Source organism: Brasilonema sp. UFV-L1, assembly GCF_012912105.1.
Lineage (GTDB): Bacteria > Cyanobacteriota > Cyanobacteriia > Cyanobacteriales > Nostocaceae > Brasilonema.
Genome location: NZ_QMEA01000047.1, coordinates 39,384 through 60,868, shown reverse-complemented (window position 1 = coordinate 60,868; position 21,485 = coordinate 39,384). Strand labels below are relative to the sequence as shown.

Here is a 21,485-nt window from a genome sequence, read left to right as displayed (position 1 = left end):
GTTCTCGCGTTGGAGACTTTCCTAGAGCACTGGTCTTACTGATAACTGGTCACTGTTTACTGTGTATTGTCAGCAGGGCAAACTGCTGACCGTTTTAATTCATGACTAACTAAACAGTTGTATCCCGACGGTCAACAATAGTTACTTGAGGCTGATTGTTTACAATGCGATCAGTGTTATTTACGCGAGTGTCTGCAACATCAGGTGCATTATAGATTCCGAACTCCTGAATACCTTGGTTTGTCAAAACAGTTTCAGCACGGCGAATTTCGTCCTCTGTCCCGTCTACTATCACCAGATATTCACCACGAGATACTCGTTCGTTGTATACTCTGGCTCGTTCTTCAGGAATTCCCAAACCAATGAGCGCACCTAGTAATCCACCAGCAGCTGCACCAATTCCGGCGCCAGCTGCGGCTGTCGCTAGAGTTGTCGCTATTTCGCCTGCGAGTAATATAGGACCGACACCAGGAATCGCCAACGTTCCTAAACCTACAAGTAAGCCAGTAATGCCTCCTAATGTTGCCCCTGTAACTGCTCCGGTTGCGGCTCCTTCATCAGCTTTGTTACCAATACGTTCTTGGGTTTCGACACCAGCAATTTCACCGTTGCGCTCAGCATCTTTAGCAATGATAGAAACCTTATTCATTGAAAAGCCAGCATCTCTGAGTTCGGTGAGTGCATACTCGGCTTCACGACGGCTAGGAAACACGCCGACTGCGCGCTTGTGTTTACCCAAAGCCATTTTACTCCTCCATTAAATAGCTAAAAAAAGCACAAAAACATGTAACAAGCACAAAAACATATAGTTTCTAATGTGTTTCGTACTTCTATTACAGTTTTGCCTTGTTTTGCTTTAACTTTCATCGTCCGCAAGTTATGCTAGATATCTATCAATAGATTGGTTATTTACTCAAAAACTTGGGAATCATAACATCCTTTCATGACTTTAGCCCCCAACAGGGGAAATTTCACTTTTATGGTTCGGTTATACGACTTTCATTAACACAGAAATACTTATAACCTCATAGATAGTAGTGAATGCCTGCCAAAAACACTGTCAGTCGCTCTTTATTCAGGGGTGAGAACTTGTGTACAAATGGATATTGCCAAGTTTGAAGGAAGTTTTAACAAATAGTCAATCAACAGTGGCTGAATGTTCATCTGCCAAAGCAGAACAACAGTGGCGCGTAAGCATAGCAGCGACAGAGCAACTGTTGTTAAAGACTTTAGCACCAGCTTTAGGTGAAGCCACACAAGGTGAAGCGACACAAGGATTAGTTTTAGCTGCGCCAGCACCTGTTTTCAGCGAACCAAGACTGGCTGGAAGCTTGCAGACTGTCAGTTTTACGGCAAAGCCATTTAACCCCTTGGCACTTATGCCATTTCAAATGCCTCCTGGTGTGCCAATGGCAGATGCATTTGCTCCTGGTGAGTCGGTTTTACCTGTATTGAAAACAGATCCGTTAGCAACAGAACAGTTTTGTTTAGTTTTCACCAAGCAATTTAGATTAGTGCTGGTTTTATCAGAAGACACCAATGGTGATAAGAGTTTTTCATTTTCTTTTGAGCCAGAGGTTGTTGAGTTAGCATGGCGATCGCTAGGAGCAAGAGTTGTCGTCAGCAACCCAGATCTATTTGCCGATTTAGAAGATTTAGTACATAAGTATTGTCCAGTCACTCCAGATTATCGTATAGTGATGGAGTTTAGTCGTTTGTTGTTGACGCAATTTCCAGAACAACAACAAGACACAGAAATCACGAAACACGAAGATTTGGGGACACGGGGACGTCCAGAGTTTGTAGAAACAGTTCCTGTGTCGTCGCGTCCGTCTTTGTGTGCGTCATCACAAACACATACTCGTCCCGACGTAGAACTGCTGCAAGCTTTTGCTCACGAAATTCGCACTCCTTTAACAACGATTCGCACCATCACTCGTTTACTGCTGAAACAGCGTGATTTGTCAACAAATGTGATCAAGCGTTTAGAACTTATTGATCGCGAATGTACTGAGCAAATAGATCGTATGGAGTTGCTTTTTAGAGCAGCAGAACTAGAAACATCTGCGATTGTAAAATCCACAAATCCTCATACTCAACTTACAGCAATGTCTCTTGAGCAAGTGTTACAGCAGAGTATTCCACGTTGGCAACAAGCAGCCAATCGACGGAATTTGACTTTGGATGTGGTTTTACCTCAGCAGTTACCAACCGTGGTTAGTCATCCTGCTATGTTGGATCGAGTTCTGATGGGTTTAATGGAGAATTTTACCCGTAGTTTGCCAGCTGGTAGCCATATTCAAGTGCGAGTTATCCCTGCAGGAGATCAATTAAAATTACAATTATTGCCTTTAACCCAAGTAGCAGGTAGTGAAAAAGCGTTAGGTTCTCAATACACACCACCAATTCGTAAAGCCTTGGGTCAACTACTCATGTTCCAGCCAGAAACAGGCACCATAAGCCTAAATCTTAACGCAACTAAGCATTTATTTCAAGCGATTGGGGGTAAACTTATTGTGCGCGAACGTCCGCGTCATGGAGAAGTTTTAACGATTTTCCTTCCTTTGGAAGTTAGTAGTCAATAAGTGCCAGAAATCTTCACTAGAAATTGAATCCATAACCCCACTTGACCACAGGATTTTTAATTAACAGACTTTTCACAGGCGCGTACCTCCTAACTTTGCCGTTGTGATGAAACTTGCGCTCTCCTATTGATTTCCGACCAATTCACAACATTCCACCAATTCTCTAAATACTTGGCGCGCTGGTTCTGGTATCTGAGGTAATATGCGTGTTCCCATACGTCATTACCCATAATTGGATACAATCCTTCCATTATTGGGCTGTCTTGATTTGGTGTCGTTGTGATTTGCAGTTGTCCTTGAGGATTACGCACTAACCAAACCCAACCACTACCGAAGCGATCACCACCTGCTTCGTTAAACTGTTTCCTAAATGCATCAAAACTGCCAAAAGTTTGGTTGATTTCTTGCGCTATCTGACCAGTCGGTTCTCCGCCACCTTGAGGACTCATAATTTGCCAAAAAACTGTATGGTTGAGGTGTCCACCAGCGTTGTTGCGTACCGTTGTCCGAATATCTTCAGGTACACTGTCCAAGTCGCCCAGCAAAGCTTCTACACTTCTATTTTGCTGTTCAGGATGCTTTGTCAAAGCGTCGTTGAGGTTGTTGACATACGTTGCATGATGTCTATCATGATGCAGTTTCATTGTTTCTGCATCAATAGCTTTTTCTAATGCGCCATAGTCGTAAGGTAATGGCGGAAGCTGTGCAGGATTAGCGCTTAATTCCTTGTCAACATAAGCTACAGGGGAAGAAGTCGCAGGGGTTTGTGTCACTACAGGTATCGCTGTGGGAGTCTCTGTGGGAGATGGTGACTCTGCTACTGGTGTTAGTTGACAAGAAGCTAACAGGATAAATAGAGCGATTCCCATTAGAAAATAGCTAATTTTGTGTCGCAAAAAATCATCACCTCTTACATTCAAATTGATATGTTGTAGAAATTATGTGTTTAGCTATCAGAAAATCATATCTGGAAAAACTTGATTTACTAACTGATTTGTGCTACTAATCTCAAGAGAATAGAATTAATGATTGCCAAAGCAAGTGAACCCAGCAAAGCACTCCAGAAGCCCCAAATTAAACGAAATCCGGGGACTAGATAAGCAGCTAAGCCAAAGATAATGGCATTCAAAATAAAGAAGAATAAACCCAATGTAACGATGATGAATGGGAAGGTAAAAAAGGTTAAAATGGGGAGTAAAATAGCATTTAAAATTCCAAACACAGCAGCAGATATTAATGCTTTACCAAAGCTATCAATTTCTACTCCTATTGGTAATTTAGCAATAATCAAAAAACTGACAGCGGTGACTAACCACGTAAGAATTAGACCAGTCATAAGAAACACTTCTCCTAGATTTTGATTAAAGTTGAGGGGTTCATATTCTTAGTATTAACGAAAAATGTGAAGAGAAAGTGACGGTAACGAGAATGCACCAGACGCGCAGACATTCTCCGCGTCTGTTTCTCCCAATCTTGTGCTACTGACCTCCACCTTTACCTACGTACGATACCCGATAAATCACGCCGTTGGTATCATCTGTAAACAACAGTGAACCATCAGGTGCAATGGCAAGTCCCACGGGTCTACCGAACTGTGCTGTTCCTTCTGCATTCAAAAACCCTGTGATGAAGTCCTCAAATGCCACTGGTTTACCGTTTTGATAACGTACCCGCACAAGCTTGTAACCTGCGGGCGGTTTACGATTCCAGGAACCGCGCATAGTGACAAAAGCATCGTTACGGTATTCTTGAGGAAACTGAGATGCCGTGTAAAAGAGCAAATCCAGGGGCGCACTGTGTGCTGTGTAAGTGAGCACAGGCGGTTCTGTCTTAGAGCAAAACTCCTGTTTTGTCATGCCATCTGGGTTTGCTGGTAGGTACAGATCCGGACGGCGATCGCCCCAACAAAAAGGCCAACCATAATGACGTTCCTGCTGAATGAGATTCAGTTCTTCCGGGGGTTGCTGATCACCACGCCAGTCAGAACCATGATCCATCCCCCACAATTCCTTCGTTTCTGGATGCCAAGCAAAACCGATAGTATTGCGTAAGCCCCTTGCATAAATTTTGCGATTTTTCCCATCGGGTTGTGCTTGCAGCAAAGTAGCGTGTTCTTCGTTTGGCTCATCGCAGGCGTTACATGTGCTACCCACTGACAAGTAGAGCATTCCATCAGGACCAAAGCCAATAGTGCGATTGGGGTGTTGTCCTGCATCAGGTATGTTATTTATTAACACCTCCGGTCTACCTACTTTCCCGTCCCTTTCCAAATCTGTAGCGTAAAGTTTTGTGTCTGTAACATAGTAAAGACGATTTTTATAAATCGTAATGCCATTGACATAGGGAACATCTTTGGCAACAGTTACTGTCTGATCTGCACGCCCATCACCATTGCGATCGCGTAACGCCAACACATCACCTTGTTCACGGCGGGTCACATAAACTGTACCATCGGAACCAACTGCCAAATTCCGGGGATTGCCTAAGTCTTTGGCAAACACGGTGATACGAAACCCCTCAGGTATTTTCAGCTGTTGCAAGAGCGATTCATCAAATTCCAGGCGTTGAGGCTGTACTATGTAACCCTCTACTCGCTCTATATTCAGTTGTTGATTAAGTTGTTGTAGCTGTTCCCCATCCGGCGGTTGTTGTGCTTTGCTTGGAAAGGTCATACTCAGCAGCAAAGCACAACCAATGAATAAGCTTTTTGCTTTCACGGCATTTTTCCTTTAATTTTTGATTTGAAAAGGCTTGATAGAAGTTCGGTTTTGTAGAGCTTGAGAAGTTAAAGAATAGACTTTCTGTGCTTATTTCAACAGCAGCTTTAAATGAGTTCTCGCGATATAGATTAATACATAGTAAAGGTCATTGCATCTTTCTAATGGAATAGGAAATATTTATGAAAAGTTATCATTCAGGAAAAGTTAAACATCGTTAATAACATTTACATTACCCAAGATGGAACTCAAGTTCTTATCCTAGCTGTCACTATTCCTGCACTTGCAACCGTAAAAACCGTTGTGACTAACTAAATTGTTGTGGGAGCTTGGTGACTCAGCTTATGACAAAAGCTCAGTTGGCAATCAAAGCCTTCGCTTTTCACTTTATGGGCACACCCACAATTCCCAGGGACTATAATTATCTACAGGGAAGTTTAAAGGCGAACGCTTTTCCTTTTTCTGTGATTTCTCTACCAAAGGGTTTTCATCAAAAACTACCAAAATTCTATGTTCACCACCTGGGATATCTGGTGGTAACTGTACTGTCATTTTGCCATCTGCTGTGACAGTGGCAATTGTATCAATAGTCTTTATATGATTCCTCCCTTTTATTCCATGACTGCTAATACTGCTTTCGGCAACAATTTATCTTTAAACCAAACAATTCGAGCAGGCACATCATTTAATTTCACTCCTGCTTTATCCAAATTCAATCGCTCAGAAATCGCCAAAATTAAGTTCTGACATTCAGCACGCCGCACTTGTGAAAACTTCTTTTGTAAATATTCTGGTCGCCAATAACCAACTATTTCTAATAAAAATGTTCGTCCATCAGGATGAACTAATCTAAAATCGGGAATCATTACACTTCCAGGAATGGGAATTAAGTCAACTTCTCGCTCTAACACCCAATCCGTTTTCATCGACTCCCACTTATCAGCAAAAGACTCTTCCAACATACTATCGTATGGCTTACCCGTTGAATAATGAGACACCAAACCGCATTCAGAATTGAGAGTAAACCTTCCAGTTTTCCATGTATTTGTGTACGTATCACGAATTTGCAACGTTGTAGAAAGACTCCATTTGGTGACATGAAGTAAAGCTGGAATCAGCTTAGCTATAGCCAAACCATACCGCGTACTAGGAGTAAACAAACTCGTCGGACCATCAATCGTAATTGTAAACCCGTGGTCAGCATCTCCCTCAATATAAGACATTAATTGAAACAACTTGAGATAGCGAAACAAAAGCTTATATTGTCCAGGAACATTGCGATGAGCATTGATCACCAACTGACTCGCCTTATAAAACACCCCCTGCACCTGAGATAAATTGTATCGATGCAATAATTCATGAGCCGCTGGTGCATCAAAAGCAGTTAAAATTTTATTTTCAGACAAATCCGCATATAACCCCTCACGAACTTGTTTCGGTAAAACTTCGCGCTCAAGTTCATGACTCAATTCATCAGCAACCTTTGTTAAAGTCATTTCTGTCAACTCCCGACTCGGAGGAGACTTAGCCGCCAAAGCAAAAACCCTTTCTCGTAACATTTGAGGTTCCAAAGGACTCACCACCTCAAACGTACAGAAACTGCTTTTAAGGATATAAGCCAAACCCCGCTTCTCCCTATAATCCGGAGTATCTCCCTCCAACTCCGACAACTGACGTTCAAGCGAACCCTGAGTCTCACCTACCGCTTTCTGAAAAGTCGTTGTTAACTCAGTCGCCGTCGCCAAATTCTTATCATCAATCTTCAATCTCTTCGGGATAATCTCTTCCCCATTTTGCCTATGACTTAGTAACTCTGTTGGTAACATTGAAATTTTGAACCGCAGAACAACGCAGATAAATATAGATAATCATGAAAACATTCCAAGTGTACAAGTTTACTGTTATCTTGTATTGAGACGGGAGCAGGAGAATAAAATAATAAACCGCAAAGGACGCAAAGAGCGCAAAGGTAAGAGAGTTTAAAAGAGTTTTTGAGTAAGTCCTGGAATTTTTACATGCATTGGGATGTTCCTATAATTATTGCAATATTATCAGCTTTCATCCGTATTTATCGGTGGTTTCTTTTGAACTTTATAATTTATCTCCAACTGTTCAGCAGCCTTAAGACTCCTTTCCTTCCCACTCCCATAAATAACCTGTAAATTCCCTTTCTTCTCCCTCTTTCCTTCGTGTCCTTCGCGTCTTTGCGGTTCGTTTCTCTCCACACCTCTTCTCCTCGCCGAAGTCCCCTCCTCACTCGTATCCTCCGCCACCACCTCGTACAAAATCGCCTGCTTCTTATTATCCTTACCCTTTCTTAAAACCCTGCCCAATCTTTGAATATACTCCCGTGTCGAACCAGTACCAGATAAAATAATCGCGACAGAAGCCGCAGGAACATCAACACCTTCATTCAACACATGAGAAGCAACCAAAGTTTTAAACTCTCCCTCCCGAAACTTTGTTAATATCTCATGTCGTTCCTTTACAGGAGTTTGATGGGTAATAGCTGGAACAAGAAACTCTTGAGAAATACGGTAAACTGTTGCATTATCAGCAGTAAAAATCAAAACTCTTTCTGGATAATGTTCTGTTAATATATCAGCAAGAACTCTTATCTTCCCATCAGTACCCAAAGCAATTTCTTTCGCTGACCGGTGCGCTAACATAGCTCTACGCCCGGCTTGCGATCGCGCACTCATTTGCACAAATCTCTGCCACCCTTGAAGACTCCCCAAAGAAATCTTTGATTCCTTCAAAAAGTCGTTGCGAACTTGAATCAATTGAGTGTATTTCTCCCGTTCATGTTGTGATAATTTCACCTTAATTTGCACAACTTCATGTTCTGCTAGCGCCTTCCCCGCTAAATCTTCAGCCCTTTTACGGTAAACTTCTTTCCCTATTAAAATATTCAAGTCAGCGTGTTTACCATCAGTTCGTTCTGGTGTAGCGGAAAGTCCTAGACGATAGGGTGCGATCGCATATTCTGCAATCACGCGACTAAAATCTGTTGGCAAATGATGACATTCATCAAAAATTAACAAAGCATACAGATTTCCCAAACTTTCTGCATGGATAGCCGCACTATCGTAAGTGGCAACAAGTACAGGTGTTCTATCTCGCGAACCACCACCCAGCAAACCAACCTCAGCATCAGGAAAAGCCGCCTTCAAATGAGCATACCACTGATGCATTAAATCCAGTGTTGGAACAACAATCAGTGTTGTGCGTGGCGTCGCTTGCATCGCCATTTGTGCTAGATACGTCTTTCCGGCTGCGGTGGGAAGCACCACGACTCCTTGTCTTCCCGCGAGTTTCCAAGCTGCTAACGCCTCACTTTGATGAGGGTAAGGTTCCATTTCTAGGCTAGGAACCAACTCTATCGGATAAAACCCCTTAGCTTCATCAACAAAGTTCGTATCTTCCGCTTGCATTGCTTCCACCAAAGCACGGTAATGAATAGCCGGAATGCGGAATTTTTCTACTCTATCATCCCATGTAGCAAAATCCATCCAAGCCCTACCGCGTGGTGGTGGATGCAAAATTAATGTGCCACGATCAAAGGTTAGTGTGGGCGTGCGAGCCATTTTTGCTTTTCCTGGCTTTTTTAAAATGTCAGATGTGTCTCACTTTTAAATATTAATAACGTAAAAGCTGTATGTTAAATCTTTGCCGATACGGGCACTTTGAAGCGCTGCTAAGCTCTGGTACGATTGTTCACAGGAGGTGGCGAAAACTCCCTAAACAGCCAGAGCATCTCAAGATGCCATTGCACCTTGAAAACTGAGTGTAAGCGGTTCCAACCGGAAAGGCTTGGTTGGGTAAAATGCTCAAGCACCAAGTACAGAGAACCCACTGATTTGGCTCTCTACGGTACGCAGGGGCACTGCGAAACCTGGGTTACTATGCCCTCAACGCTTAAGGAGAAATGCACCTCTGTTGTAAGTTGGGCAACTGATTTATGGTAAGTGCGTTCGGTGAACCAAGAATCTCACTGCCACCAGAAGTGGGAGTGTCAAGCGGAATATGTGATAATAAACCGCGCATACAGTAATAAACTAATAAACTATAAATTGTGCAATATAACGAATCTATTGATGAGTTGGCTGCACTTCTACAACAGCCGGCTGATTTTGAATTTCAACTGCCTGATCCGGAAGATGAGGAAATTCCTGAACCAGAATTTCAAAAGCAGCTAGATGTCGCTTGGCAGGTGTGCGATCGCTTTGATTTGCAAACCGACATTTGGCGAGGACGAATTTTACGCGCTGTGCGTGACAGAGAGAAAATAGGTGGTGAGGGACGAGGTGCTGGCTTTCTCAAATGGCTCAAAGAACGAGAAATTGGCAAAAGTCAGGCTTATGCTCTGATTCAACTGGCGAACAGTGCTGATACTCTTTTAGAAGAGGGAAGATTAGAACCCTCAGCCATCAATAACTTCAGCAAACGGGCATTTGTCGAAACCGCCAAAGCAGCCCCAGAAGTTCAACAGATGATCGGTGAAGCAGCGCAAAAAGGCGATCGCATCACCAGACGAGAAGTGCGTCAAATCAACGACGAATGGACAGCAATGTCTTCTGAGTTGCTACCCGAACCAGTCAAGGTAAAAGCAGCAGAAAATTCTCTTCCTCCGCGTTACATCGCGCCACTGGTAAAGGAGATGGAAAAATTACCAGAGTCTCACCAAAACGCAATTCAAAAGGAAATATCTCAAAATCCTGACTTAGATACCATCAAACAAGTCACCACAGAAGCGCGTAATCTGGCAAAATATCTCAAAGCCGCAGTTCAAGTCCAAGCGCTGAACGCTCAAGAAGTTGACATCGAAACAGCTCTCATAGAAGCTCAAAGAGTTGGCTGTCTTAGCATCGCTGCGGACTTAGTGAATCAAGCATCCCAATTAGAGCAAATGATTGCCAAGTTATACATGAGTTGGAAGAAAATTGGTAATCTATCAGATCGTTTGTATGTGGATACGGGTGCAAGTACGCCGCGTTTAAGAGAACTCCTGGAATGTTTGGAACCGCTTGGTGGTGAAGTGATGGAATTACAACTGAGTGGTGCAACTGGGCACACGGTTCGCTTGCACATTCAGGAAACTAGTTAAAGAGTCAGATGTGGAGAAGGAGAGAGTATTTTTGATAACTTCTCCATATCTAAGTGTCTAGTGTGTTTCTGCTCACTTGCTTCGCGCAAATTTTTATTAAACAAGTAAGGTTTTTGGATAGCGGGAAATAAGTAGGTCAACATTGAAAAACATAAAATAGAGTCTTTGCGATTACTTCGCTTCACTGCGTTCCGCTGCCCTCCGGGCACGCTGCGCGCTAACGTAATGACATTTCACGTTTAATTAAGTTGAGCTACTTAGTAGGAAGGATAAAATTACGGTGACCTCCTTTCATAGAAAAGCAAAATAATAATTTAATTTTATTCCTTAATTTATATAAAATACGTACCTTTACAAGCAGGTAGTCATTGTTTGAAATGGCTTGGCTATGCCTTGCGTGCTTTAGCTATTTGCTGAGCCTTTGGTTTACCATATAAACGGTTTGTTAAGATTCTTTTCTATTTCTATCCCAGAAGTGCATAAGTTGATTTTGCTCACACCTACCAAGAATATAAGTAGATCAACATTGAAAAGCGTAAATATAGAGTCTTTGCGATTACTTCGCTCCACTGCGTTTCACTCGTAATGACATTTTACGTTTAATTAAGTTGAACTACTTAGAAGAAAAACTCTTGTTGTAGCTTAACTTCCGTATAAGCTTTAACATTAACAATAATCGCAATTTATATAAAAGCTTGGATATCTGTAATGGGAAAAAATCCTTTTATCGTAGGACAGCCAGTTCCTCCAGAAAGTTTTGTAGGACGGAAATCTGAAATTGATGCTGCATTTGATCAAATTTTCAATCGCAGTCACTTAGCAATTTGGGGTGGGGCTGGAATGGGTAAGTCCTCTTTTTTGGAGAAACTAGCTTCACCCCAAGTTTGGGAAGAACGTGGAGAAGATTTATCGAAGATAGTGATTGTTCTTTTTAGTTGTCAGAGCATTAATCCTTTCACTCCCTCTGGTTTTTGGAGAGAAGTTTTGAGTGGTATGAGGGATCAGTTGGATATTGAACCCGACTTGCAGACTGAGATTGAGACATTGTTGGCACAAGGACTAACAACGAAAGATTGTTTGCGCCAAATACTGCGGAAGCTAGGAAGGAAAGGAAAATCCTTAGTGCTGCTAGTAGATGACTATGATGCAGCTCTCCAGGAAAATAAGCAATACACGGAAGCCGATATGGTGACATTCTTAAGCGAGTGCCGTAACTTGGCTTACCACTCTAAGGAGAGAAATCTCTCAATGATTGTTACCTCGCTCATGCGCCTCAATGAACTTGGTCCTCCCCTGAGTCCAGCCAGTTCTCCGTGGTATAACCATTATCTCTTCCAGTCATTGAAACTACTTACTGAGCAAGAAGCTGAGCAACTACTTGGCATAGCACCACAGACACCTGAATCACAACCACTACGGGACATCATTCGAGAAATTGCAGGTGGACATCCAGCTCTGCTACAAAATGCTGGTTCTCTCTTGTACAGAAAGCTACGAACTGCACAAGGGACAGCAATGGATGCTCAAGCCTTTGCCACAGCTTTTGCCAGAGAATTTAAAAGCGATACGAGACAGATTTTTCAAAACATTTGGGACAGGTGCAGTGAAGAAGAGCAAAGTTTATTGATGCTGATAGCTTTATATGGTTTGAAAGGTCGTTTGAATGAGGAAAGCTATGACTTAAGCGATCTTGACATCATCTTCAGCCAAAAAGAGCGAGAATTGACGAATTTAGAAGAACAGGGCGTAATCACGCGTACAGAATTAGTAGAACAAGGAAAGGTGACAAATATACACGAAAAACGCGTGGGTATCCGTACAGAACAAGGAAATAAAAAGATACTCTCTTTCACATCATCACTTATGGAGGAGTGGGTGATTCAAGAACTGAGGAATACAAATAATGAATCACTCGAAAAACGGCGAAAGGTGTTTCTCAACTTGATGAGTCACGAACAAACTAAGAACGTCACACAAGCAATTCGCTGGTTGTGGAACCATACACAAGAGATATCCTCTGCCCTTGAATTGTTTGGTAAGTTATCAGCTGCTTTTCCGAAAGGAGCCATTCAAGGCTTGTTTAACTGGATGTAAGGACAAAGGAAGAAAAGTGTGATGAGTGGGAGAAATCAACAAAGAAATCCTTATATCATTGGTCGTCCAATCGATGAAGAAGAATTTTTCTTCGGGCGGGAAGGTCTATTCGGTTTCATTGAGGACAATCTGGTACAAAATGTCAAGGTTATCTTACTACACGGTCAACGGCGTATCGGTAAGTCATCTGTACTAAGACAAATTCCCTTATTTTTTCAGCAGAGGGAGTTCAATGAGTTTGTTTTTGTAAACTTTGACCTTCAAGATAAAGCTTCGCTCTCCCTCAGTCAGATTTTGCACTCACTTGCAACAGAAATCCTCGACCTCGAATGCCTGGAGCACTTAAATACTGAAAATAGTGTGCTACTCTTGCTCTCAGCTACAGAGTTAGAAGCAAACATCTTTTCTCAGAACTTCTTAGCACGAGTGCATCAGGAATTGCGTGAGAAAAATCTGGTGTTATTACTGGATGAATTTGATGTTTTAAGTGATGATGTCCACACTCAAGGAGAAGAGCGGCAAGCAGATATGCATTTCTTTGCGTATCTAAAAGAACTGATTGAGCAGCACGAAAAATTATTCATCATTCCAGTAGTGGGACGGAGTCTGAATGATATGCCAAAGCTGCTTCATTTGTTTGGACATGCACCAGTCAACGAAATTGGTTTGCTCGAAGAACTCAGTGCTAAACGGCTCATTTCTAAACCAGCTCGGGATCAGCTCGAATACGACCAGGATGCAATAAAAGCAATTCTAGATCTATCAGCAGGACATCCCTATTTTACTCAAGTCATATGTCATGCTGTTTTCCAGCAAGCAAGAGATGAAAACAAATCGCATGTCACTCCCAACGATGTAAATAATATTGTAACTAAAGCAATTGAGAGTGCTGAAGGTGGGTTGGACTGGTATTGGAAAGGACTGCCTACCCAAGAGCAAGTCGTTTTTTCTGCTGTGGCGCAAGCGCAAAGCATAGCGATCGCCAACAGCCAGAGGCTTCCAGAAGACCCTTTAGTGCTGCTCAAAAGCTATGGAGTCCAAACAGAGTCCTTAAATCAAGCAGCTAACCAACTAAGTGGTGCCAACAAGAACAATAGTTTCTTGGATGATACGGGGCGTAGAGTCAAAGTTGAATTAGTTCGCCGTTGGTTAATCAAACGTCATCCTTTGCGGCAAGCGATATTGGAATTGGAGACTCTTGAGCAAGAAGAAATTAATCGCCTTTTAGAAGAAGCAAAGGCACTGCGTCAAAGGGGCGAAACACAAAATGCACTGGGTGTGTATGAGCAAATTTTGACGCTCAATCCTAATCACTTCAGTACAGTAGCGAATCTGGCTCAAGGATACTTGGAGGTGAAAGAGATCGACAAAGCCGTGGAACTATACACGCGAGCTTTCCAAGTTGATCCCGCACGTAACAAAGATGGGCTGTTGCGTGCGCTCACTACCTACGGAGAAAATTTGTTCGCACAACGAGATTTAACACAAGCAAAGGAGCAGTTTAATCGAGTCTTGAAAATTGAGCCTGGACACCAATTAGCACAAAAGAAGCTGCAAGAAATCTCTCATATTGAAGCTAGTGCTGCAACTCAAGGATCACTACAGCCAGCCCTACCAAGCGAGTGGATTGTTCCACATTTGCGTTGGCGAATTCCGATACGGAGTACAGCAGCAGTGATCGGAATAATTGCTCTTGCTGGTATTGGTGTTTATCGGGTGTCAACGCCATGTTCTGCAGGTCAACAGAAGGTATTTTATGTTGGTTGCAAACTAGATGAAAGAAAGATTAGTCGTGGTGAACGCACCTTCTTTATTAATATTAAAAACCCTGCTCGTGACCAGGGTCTTCAAGCTTTCCAAGAAGCCAAATACTCTAAAGCTGAAGAATTCTTTAAAAGAGCTTTGACGGTTCAGCCTAGTCAACCTAAAGATCCAGAAGTACTAATTTACTACAACAATGCCCGTGCTAAGCAACAGGGTAATCCTTTCACACTAGCAGTGGTTGTGCCAGCAAAACAAGAAGATCAGGCTCAAGAAATATTGCGAGGTGTGGCGCAGGCACAAAATCAATTCAATGAGAAAGGGGGATTAAATGGTCAATTATTGGAAATTGCGATCGCCAGTGATGATGATAACACACAAGATATAGCTAAAAAAGTGGCTGAGAAATTGGTAAAATACTCAGACTCTTCTGTACTGGCAGTGATTGGACATAACACTAGCGATGCTACCAAAGAGGCATTAGATACATACAGAAACGCTAACTTAGCCATCATCTCTCCCACTAGTACCAGCACATTATTGAATGACAGCGACAATGGTGTTTTCTTTCGGACGGTACCTTCTGATGCTGCTACTGGAGAGAAGTTAGCCACGTATGCTAAAAAGTCCCTTGGTATCAACAATGTTGTCATTTTCTATAATTCCGGTAACAGCTATAGCAACAGTTTGAGAGAGGAATTTACAAAGAAATTTGAAGAGCCATTAAGGAATAGAGTTGTTAAGAAAATTGATTTAAAGCACTCAAAACTAAATGAGTGGAAAGATGAACTTGAAAACAGTGTGTATCAACAAGACAACGCACAAGCCGCTGTGTTATTTCCAGGCACGGAAAGCACTTCTAAGGCACTCGAGTTTGCCTCACTTGTTGCCGAGATCAATACTAAACTTAAAAACCGAACTAACAACCAAGGGCGAAAAGAGCTAAAGTTGTTGGGTGGGGATGCCCTATATAGTGATAAAAATTTGCAACAAGGCGAAAAATCTATTGAAGGCTTGATTCTAGCAGTTCCCTGGTTTAGGGAAGCACCACAATCAAAAAACTTTGCACAAGCAGCACAGAAGCAATGGGGAGGACCAGTTAGCTGGCGCACAGCTACTAGTTTTGATGCTACTCAGGCTTTGATTAAAGCTTTACGTCCCAGTGCCAATAGGTCAACAGTTATGATAAATCTAAAAAATCAAGATCTAACAGTTAAAGCTAGCGAAACTTCTGGAGAAACTTTACAGTTTGATTCAGAAGGAGAAAGGCAAAATAAACCTGTCCTTGTTAAGGTTTTTGGAGGTAAATTTAAATTAGTGCAAGAGTAAAGATGAACCAGGATGATCTGAAACTGTTCTTTACTATAAGACGACCAGTAGCTTAGTAAATTGGGAACTATTATGACCTATTCAACGACTCGGCGCAATCCTTACATCATTGGTCGCCCAATCGATGAACCGGAATTGATATTTGGACGAGAAGCTCTGTTCGGTTTTATTGAAGACAACCTAAGACAAAATGTCAAGGTTATCTTGTTACACGGTCAACGACGCATTGGCAAGTCCTCTGTACTTCGTAATATTCCTAACTTTGTTGCACCAGATAGCTTTGTCTTTGTTCCCTTCGATTTACAAGACCAAAGTGGTAAATCTCTCAGTAATATCTTAGTGGCACTCGCGACAGAGATATTAGACTACCTTGAACTAGATGAAGATAATATAAAGCTACCTTTAACTACAGATTTAGAAACAGAACCATATATTTTTTCTAGCCAATTTTTACCTCAAGTTTTTAAAGAATTACAAGACAAGAAACTAGTATTATTACTAGATGAATTTGATAGTTTAACAACAGAAGAATCTAAGTCATTAGTTAAAAATATTTTCCCTTATCTACGCAATATCACTTTACCAAATAATCTCTTTATCATTCTACTTGTAGGACAGAAACCAGAAGAACTGCCAACTATACTTGAAGTATTTAAGGAAGCACCTATCCAAGAAATAGGTTTGCTTGATGAGCCAAGTGCTAAACGGCTAATTACTAAACTCGCTCAAGGTGTGCTCGAATACGAGCCAGATGCGATACGAGCAATTTTAGAACTGTCTGCAGGACATCCATACTTTACACAAGTCATTTGCTTTGCTCTTTTTGGAAGAGCGCGAGAACTACAAAACTGGAGTATCAACCGCAAAGATGTTGAGGGCATTGTAAATAAAGCAATTGAGCTTGCCGAGGCGGGGCTGGCATGGTTTTGGAACGGACTGTCTATCCCAGAACAGGTAGTGTTTTCAGCTGTGGCGCAGACTCAAGAAAAAGCGGCGCTAGATCAGCAGGATTCAGAAGAAGCATTAATGCTGCTTAAAAGCTATGGAGTTATCCAAACAGAACAACTAGTTCAAGCGCTAGAACAGTTAACCAAAGACGGTTTTTTGGACAGTACAGGACATAAAGTCAAAGTTGAATTAATCCGCCGTTGGTTAGTCAAACGTTACCCTCTGCGGCAGGTAATATGGCAACTACAGAACTTAGAGGAAGAAAAAGTTAATTTCCTCTTGCAAGAAGCAAGACTATTGTATGAACAGGGCAAAACACAAAATGCACTAGCTGTTTATGAGCAGATTTTGAAGCTCAATCCCAATCACTTCAGTACAGTTGTGGCTTTAGCTCAAGGGTACTTTGAGATAGATGAGTTCGACAAAGCCGTAAAACTATATACACGAGTCTACCAAGCTGATCCCGCACGCTATAAAGATGGATTGTTGTGTGCGCTTGCTACTTACGGAGAAAATTTGCTTGCGCAACAAGATTTAACACAGGCAAAGGAGCAGTTTAAGCAAATTTTGGAAATTGACAATGAAAGCCCAATCGCATTGGAGAAACTGCAAGAAATTATTTTAGGGGAAACAGAATCTACAACAAGAAATCCACAAAGTAACTTTTTATCCGCAATTTCAACTACTGTCTCTAACAGAGCATTGGCTAGGATAGGTAATAGTAGTCAGTACAGCCACAAGTCTTACAGTCAATTATTTCCTATAGCTGCAATAGCGGTAGCAACAGGAATATTATCCCTTGTTGGTATTAGTGTTTATCAGGTGTCACCGCGATATTCTGTAGATCAACAGAAGGTATTTGATGTTGGTTGCAAACCAGATGAAAAAAAGATTAGTCGTGGTGAATGCACCTTTTTCCCTAAGCTGAAAAACTCTGCTCGAGAACAGAGTATTCAAGCTTTTCAACAAGGCAAATACTTTGATGCGGCAGGATATTTTAAAACAGCTACAACCGCTAATCGCAGTGATCCAGAAGTACTGATTTACTACAACAATGCCCGTGCCAAGCAACAGGGTAATCCTTTCACGCTAGCAGTGGTTGTGCCAGCAGACAACACAAACATGGCTCAAGAAATATTGCGAGGTGTGGCTCAGGCACAAAATCAGTTTAATGAGAAAAGCGGATTAAATAGTCGATTATTGGAAATTGCGATCGCCAGTGATGATAATAAACCAGATACAGCTCAAAAAGTGGCTGAGGAATTGGTGAAAGACAAAGCTGTACTAGCAGTGATTGGACATAATACTAGCGATGCTACCAAAGCGGCATTAGATACATACAAAAAAGCTAACTTAGCCATTATCTCTCCTACTAGTACCAGTAAATTGTTGAATAACAAAGACAATGGTGTTTTCTTTCGGACAGTACCTTCTGACGCTGTTATTGGAGAGAAGTTAGCAGTGTATGCCAAAAAGTCTCTTGGTATCAACAATGTTATTATTTTCTATAATCCTGATAGCAGCCATAGCAGTAGTTTGAGAGAGGAATTTACAAATAAATTTGAAGAAATAAAAGGTCAAGTTGTTCAAAAGATTGATTTGACAAATTCACAATTGGATATAGAAACAGAAGTCGAAAAGAGTTTCTATCGCTACCAGACACAGGGTGCTGTGTTATTTCCAGACGCACAAAGCACTCCTATTGCGATCAAAGTTGCTGCAATTGTTTCCAAGAGGAATGCTAGATTCAAAAACTCCAACAAACAAAAACTAATGTTGTTAGGTGGGGACGCTTTATATAGCAATACAACCTTGCAAAAAGGTGGTAATGATGTTGAAGGTATGGTTATAGCTATACCCTGGTTTAGGGAAGCACCACAATCAAAAAACTTTGCACAAGCAGCAGCGAAGCAATGGGGAGGACAGATTAGCTGGCGCACAGCTGCTAGTTTTGATGCAACTCAGGCTTTGATTAAAGCTTTGTCTCCTGATGCCTCCCGCTCAACAGTTATAAGAAAACTCCAAGATGTAAAAATTACAGCTAGCGAAACTTCTGGAGAGATTTTACAGTTTGATTCAGAGGGGCAAAGTCAAACTAAACCTGTTCTTGTTAAGGTTGTTGGAGGTAAGTTTGAACTGGTTAAAGAGCGAAGATAACTGAATTGTTATATCAAATCCGGTAGCATCTGAATAATTAAAAAACCGCACGAGGCAAGAGAGGACGCAGAGGAGCCAGCGCTGCAGGAGGGTTTCCCGACAGAGGCGACTGGCGTGGAGAAGAAGGAGAAATAATTCCGATACAAACGGATTTGATATTACGCGAATTTGTGCTAACACTGCAAAGTAGTAGCACTTGCCTTCCTCGAAATTTCAGCCGTACCAAGGCGTATACAGCAACTGCCGAAGTATAATTAGCAAAGGCGGTAACAACGATCGCTACTAAGCTAGAATTAGCGAAAGCAAGTAAAAATTTACCTCGCTCCCAGGCATACCGATAATTGACACTAACACAGCCATTTTTAGGTAAAGCATGCTTGAACTGTTCCAGGAGGTGCAAAGGATGTCAACAAGACCACAACTAAAGGTCACAAGACAGTAACAGCACCCAGTCATGGAACTTTTAGGACGCCGGAAAATTTCAACGTAGATTCTGGGCTACCCACAAGGTTACCTCTGGTGGTGGAGGTGTATGCGCGAGAAAGCTCTAGCGCAACGTACACGCTCTTGCAACGCATTTCGGCTTTTGGATTGATCATCTATCCATCTGTCGTCTGTTTCCTCGTTTCCTGCTTTTCCTGATGAATTAGCTTGAACTAATGCCGCCAGCAAAAGCTAATCTATAACATAGAGACTTGTTAAGTAAAATTAAACCACAGTTAATGTTGTCCTCGGTTTATGAGGTTAACTTTATTTTGGTATCACATGATTCACAGCACGGGAGTGAACGCATCATGCAGCAGCTTGTCAATCAATCTGAAATTGACTTCCACAGCGAAATATACAAAGACGCCTACAGCCGCATTAATGCGATTGTCATAGAAGGCGAACAAGAAGCTCATGCAAATTACATCAAACTCGCACAACTGCTGAGCGAACATCAAGATGAACTCAATCGTCTTGCTAAGATGGAAAGCCGTCACAAGAAAGGATTTGAAGCCTGTGGACGCAATCTTCAGGTGACGCCGGATATGCAGTTCGCTCAAGAATTTTTTGCCGAATTGCATCAAAATTTTCAACAAGCAGCGGCTGAAGGGAAAGTCGTGACTTGCTTGCTGATTCAATCTTTGATTATTGAATGTTTTGCGATCGCCGCATACAACATTTACATCCCAGTTGCAGATGATTTTGCTCGTAAAATCACTGAAGGTGTAGTCAAAGATGAATATAGTCATCTCAACTTTGGAGAAGTATGGTTAAAAGAACACTTTGAAGAATCCAAAGCTGAATTAGAACAAGCAAATCGCCAAAACCTCCCAATTGTCTGGAAAATGCTTAACTCTGTTGCGGACGATGCCCGTAAGTTAGCGATGGAAAAGGAAGCTTTAGTAGAAGATTTTATGATACAGTACGGAGAAGCCCTGAGTAACATCGGTTTTTCCACTCGCGACATCATGCGTCTTTCTGCCTACGGAATCAAAGCAGCATAAACAAGGAAGAGAACAAGACACACCGACGTGGAAAGCAAAGAGGATTCGGAGAGAAAAACGTCTCCGTGTCCCTGTTTTCCTGCGTGACTCCTGTATGAGTCGCTTCTGGTTCTCCGTCACTTTGTATGTAGTATTTTAAGGGTTAGTTGTATCTTACCCGCCTATTCCACCCTTTTAACGAAGGACACCCTTAACAAAATCGTTCATGTTTGGTCTAATCGGACATCTTACCACTTTAGAACACGCGCAAGCGGCAGCCAAAGAATTAGGCTTCCCAGAATTAGCCAACGAAGGGCTAGATTTTTGGTGCAGCGCTCCGCCCTTCATTGCCGATAACATTACAGTTACCAGTGTTACCGGGCAAAAAATTGAAGGACAATATGTAGAGTCATGCTTTTTGCCAGAAATGTTGGCAGCTCGTCACATCAAAGCTGCAACACGCAAAATCCTCAATGCTATGGCTCACGCTCAAAAGCACGGGATAAACATCACAGCTTTAGGCGGGTTTTCTTCAATCATTTTTGAAAACTTTAATTTAGAGCAATTCAAACAAGTCCGCAATATTAAATTAGAGTTTGAACGCTTTACGACAGGTAACACTCATACGGCATACATCATTTGCCAACAAGTAGAAAAAGCGTCAAAACAAGTAGGCATTGAACTATCAAAAGCAACTGTTGCTGTTTGTGGAGCAACAGGGGATATTGGTAGCGCTGTTTGTCGTTGGTTAGATGCCAAAACAGATGTTAAGGAACTTTTGCTGATAGCACGTAACCAAGAACGACTACAGCAGCTGCAAGACGAACTGGGGCGTGGAAAAATCTTGTCTACGGAAGAAGCACTTCCCCAAGCGGATATTGTCGTTTGGGTTGCTAGTATGCCAAAAGGGATGGAAATCGACCCCAAAGTGTTAAAGCAACCTTGTTTGCTGATTGATGGCGGCTATCCAAAAAACTTAGCAAGCAAAATTCAGCATCCGGGTGTGTATGTTCTAAATGGCGGCATTGTAGAACATTCCCTAGATATTGATTGGAAAATTATGAATACCGTCAATATGGATGTTCCCGGACGCCAGTTATTTGCTTGTTTTGCAGAATCAATGCTACTGGAATTTGAGAAGTTATACACTAACTTCTCTTGGGGGCGCAATCGGATTACTGTAGAAAAAATGGAGCAAATCGGTAACGTCTCGAAAAAGCACGGATTTAGACCACTGTTGGTTTAGTCTTAGTCATGAGTCATAAGTCATGAGCTACTGACTTATGACTATAAAAATTCTCATTACCCAGATCCCAAT

Annotated in this window: 15 protein-coding genes; 7 read left to right on the top strand and 8 right to left on the bottom strand. The window is 42.0% G+C overall.

Annotated features, from left to right (window positions below; translation table 11 throughout):
* Positions 1–109 precede the first annotated feature (109 nt).
* Positions 110–745 carry a general stress protein gene (locus DP117_RS15440; protein WP_169219179.1) on the bottom strand — a complete coding sequence of 212 codons (636 nt, stop codon included), beginning with the start codon at positions 743–745 and terminating at the stop codon, positions 110–112.
* Between the two features lie 346 nt (positions 746–1,091).
* On the opposite strand from DP117_RS15440, the gene DP117_RS15435 reads away from it, so the two are divergent.
* Entirely contained in the window at positions 1,092–2,585 is a 1,494-nt protein-coding gene (locus DP117_RS15435) for a HAMP domain-containing sensor histidine kinase (protein ID WP_169219178.1), read from the top strand.
* Between the two features lie 89 nt (positions 2,586–2,674).
* Here DP117_RS15435 and DP117_RS15430 read toward each other — a convergent pair whose 3' ends face one another.
* The 6 genes from DP117_RS15430 to DP117_RS15405 all read right to left on the bottom strand — a co-directional run bounded on the left by DP117_RS15430 (position 2,675) and on the right by DP117_RS15405 (position 8,889).
* The gene (locus tag DP117_RS15430; protein WP_169219177.1) at positions 2,675–3,454 is read right to left on the bottom strand and encodes a superoxide dismutase; all 780 of its coding nucleotides are present in this window, start codon (positions 3,452–3,454) and stop codon (positions 2,675–2,677) included.
* A 116-nt stretch (positions 3,455–3,570) separates the two neighbouring features.
* Entirely contained in the window at positions 3,571–3,921 is a 351-nt protein-coding gene (locus DP117_RS15425; protein WP_169219176.1) for a phage holin family protein, read from the bottom strand.
* A 142-nt stretch (positions 3,922–4,063) separates the two neighbouring features.
* The gene (locus tag DP117_RS15420) at positions 4,064–5,302 is read right to left on the bottom strand and encodes a sorbosone dehydrogenase family protein (RefSeq protein WP_339381257.1); all 1,239 of its coding nucleotides are present in this window, start codon (positions 5,300–5,302) and stop codon (positions 4,064–4,066) included.
* 387 nt (positions 5,303–5,689) lie between these two features.
* Entirely contained in the window at positions 5,690–5,854 is a 165-nt protein-coding gene (locus DP117_RS15415; RefSeq protein ID WP_211176128.1) for a hypothetical protein, read from the bottom strand.
* Positions 5,855–5,913: 59 nt separating this feature from the next.
* Entirely contained in the window at positions 5,914–7,128 is a 1,215-nt protein-coding gene (locus DP117_RS15410) for a DUF790 family protein (protein WP_169219175.1), read from the bottom strand.
* Positions 7,129–7,353: 225 nt separating this feature from the next.
* On the bottom strand, positions 7,354–8,889 hold the full coding sequence (locus DP117_RS15405; protein ID WP_169219174.1) for a DEAD/DEAH box helicase family protein: 1,536 nt from the start codon (positions 8,887–8,889) through the stop codon (positions 7,354–7,356).
* 488 nt (positions 8,890–9,377) lie between these two features.
* On the opposite strand from DP117_RS15405, the gene DP117_RS15400 reads away from it, so the two are divergent.
* The 4 genes from DP117_RS15400 to DP117_RS15385 all read left to right on the top strand — a co-directional run bounded on the left by DP117_RS15400 (position 9,378) and on the right by DP117_RS15385 (position 18,698).
* On the top strand, positions 9,378–10,409 hold the full coding sequence (locus DP117_RS15400; protein ID WP_169219173.1) for a hypothetical protein: 1,032 nt from the start codon (positions 9,378–9,380) through the stop codon (positions 10,407–10,409).
* 708 nt (positions 10,410–11,117) lie between these two features.
* Complete coding sequence (locus DP117_RS15395; RefSeq protein ID WP_169219172.1) at positions 11,118–12,503, top strand: ATP-binding protein; 1,386 nt, start codon at positions 11,118–11,120, stop codon at positions 12,501–12,503.
* A gap of 21 nt (positions 12,504–12,524) precedes the next feature.
* A complete protein-coding gene (locus tag DP117_RS15390; RefSeq protein ID WP_169219171.1) occupies positions 12,525–15,593 on the top strand; it encodes an ABC transporter substrate-binding protein in 3,069 nt (1,022 codons plus the stop codon).
* A gap of 72 nt (positions 15,594–15,665) precedes the next feature.
* Entirely contained in the window at positions 15,666–18,698 is a 3,033-nt protein-coding gene (locus DP117_RS15385; RefSeq protein ID WP_169219170.1) for an ABC transporter substrate-binding protein, read from the top strand.
* Between the two features lie 37 nt (positions 18,699–18,735).
* Here DP117_RS15385 and DP117_RS37235 read toward each other — a convergent pair whose 3' ends face one another.
* Positions 18,736–19,098 (bottom strand): hypothetical protein, encoded by a 363-nt coding sequence (locus DP117_RS37235; RefSeq protein WP_169219169.1) that lies wholly within the window; start codon positions 19,096–19,098, stop codon positions 18,736–18,738.
* 394 nt (positions 19,099–19,492) lie between these two features.
* Between DP117_RS37235 and DP117_RS15375 the strand changes: the two genes are divergently transcribed.
* Complete coding sequence (locus DP117_RS15375; protein ID WP_169219168.1) at positions 19,493–20,188, top strand: aldehyde oxygenase (deformylating); 696 nt, start codon at positions 19,493–19,495, stop codon at positions 20,186–20,188.
* A 205-nt stretch (positions 20,189–20,393) separates the two neighbouring features.
* The gene (locus DP117_RS15370) at positions 20,394–21,413 is read left to right on the top strand and encodes a long-chain acyl-[acyl-carrier-protein] reductase (RefSeq protein WP_169219167.1); all 1,020 of its coding nucleotides are present in this window, start codon (positions 20,394–20,396) and stop codon (positions 21,411–21,413) included.
* Positions 21,414–21,485 lie beyond the last annotated feature (72 nt).

Coding starts and splice junctions, on each gene's coding strand:
- DP117_RS15370 (WP_169219167.1), top strand. CDS start 20,394: ATGTTTGGTCTAATCGGACATCTTACCACTTTAGAACACGCGCAAGCG.
- DP117_RS15415 (WP_211176128.1), bottom strand. CDS start 5,854: ATGACAGTACAGTTACCACCAGATATCCCAGGTGGTGAACATAGAATT.
- DP117_RS15440 (WP_169219179.1), bottom strand. CDS start 745: ATGGCTTTGGGTAAACACAAGCGCGCAGTCGGCGTGTTTCCTAGCCGT.
- DP117_RS15430 (WP_169219177.1), bottom strand. CDS start 3,454: ATGGGAATCGCTCTATTTATCCTGTTAGCTTCTTGTCAACTAACACCA.
- DP117_RS15375 (WP_169219168.1), top strand. CDS start 19,493: ATGCAGCAGCTTGTCAATCAATCTGAAATTGACTTCCACAGCGAAATA.
- DP117_RS15395 (WP_169219172.1), top strand. CDS start 11,118: ATGGGAAAAAATCCTTTTATCGTAGGACAGCCAGTTCCTCCAGAAAGT.
- DP117_RS15410 (WP_169219175.1), bottom strand. CDS start 7,128: ATGTTACCAACAGAGTTACTAAGTCATAGGCAAAATGGGGAAGAGATT.
- DP117_RS15385 (WP_169219170.1), top strand. CDS start 15,666: ATGACCTATTCAACGACTCGGCGCAATCCTTACATCATTGGTCGCCCA.
- DP117_RS15425 (WP_169219176.1), bottom strand. CDS start 3,921: ATGACTGGTCTAATTCTTACGTGGTTAGTCACCGCTGTCAGTTTTTTG.
- DP117_RS15405 (WP_169219174.1), bottom strand. CDS start 8,889: ATGGCTCGCACGCCCACACTAACCTTTGATCGTGGCACATTAATTTTG.
- DP117_RS15390 (WP_169219171.1), top strand. CDS start 12,525: ATGAGTGGGAGAAATCAACAAAGAAATCCTTATATCATTGGTCGTCCA.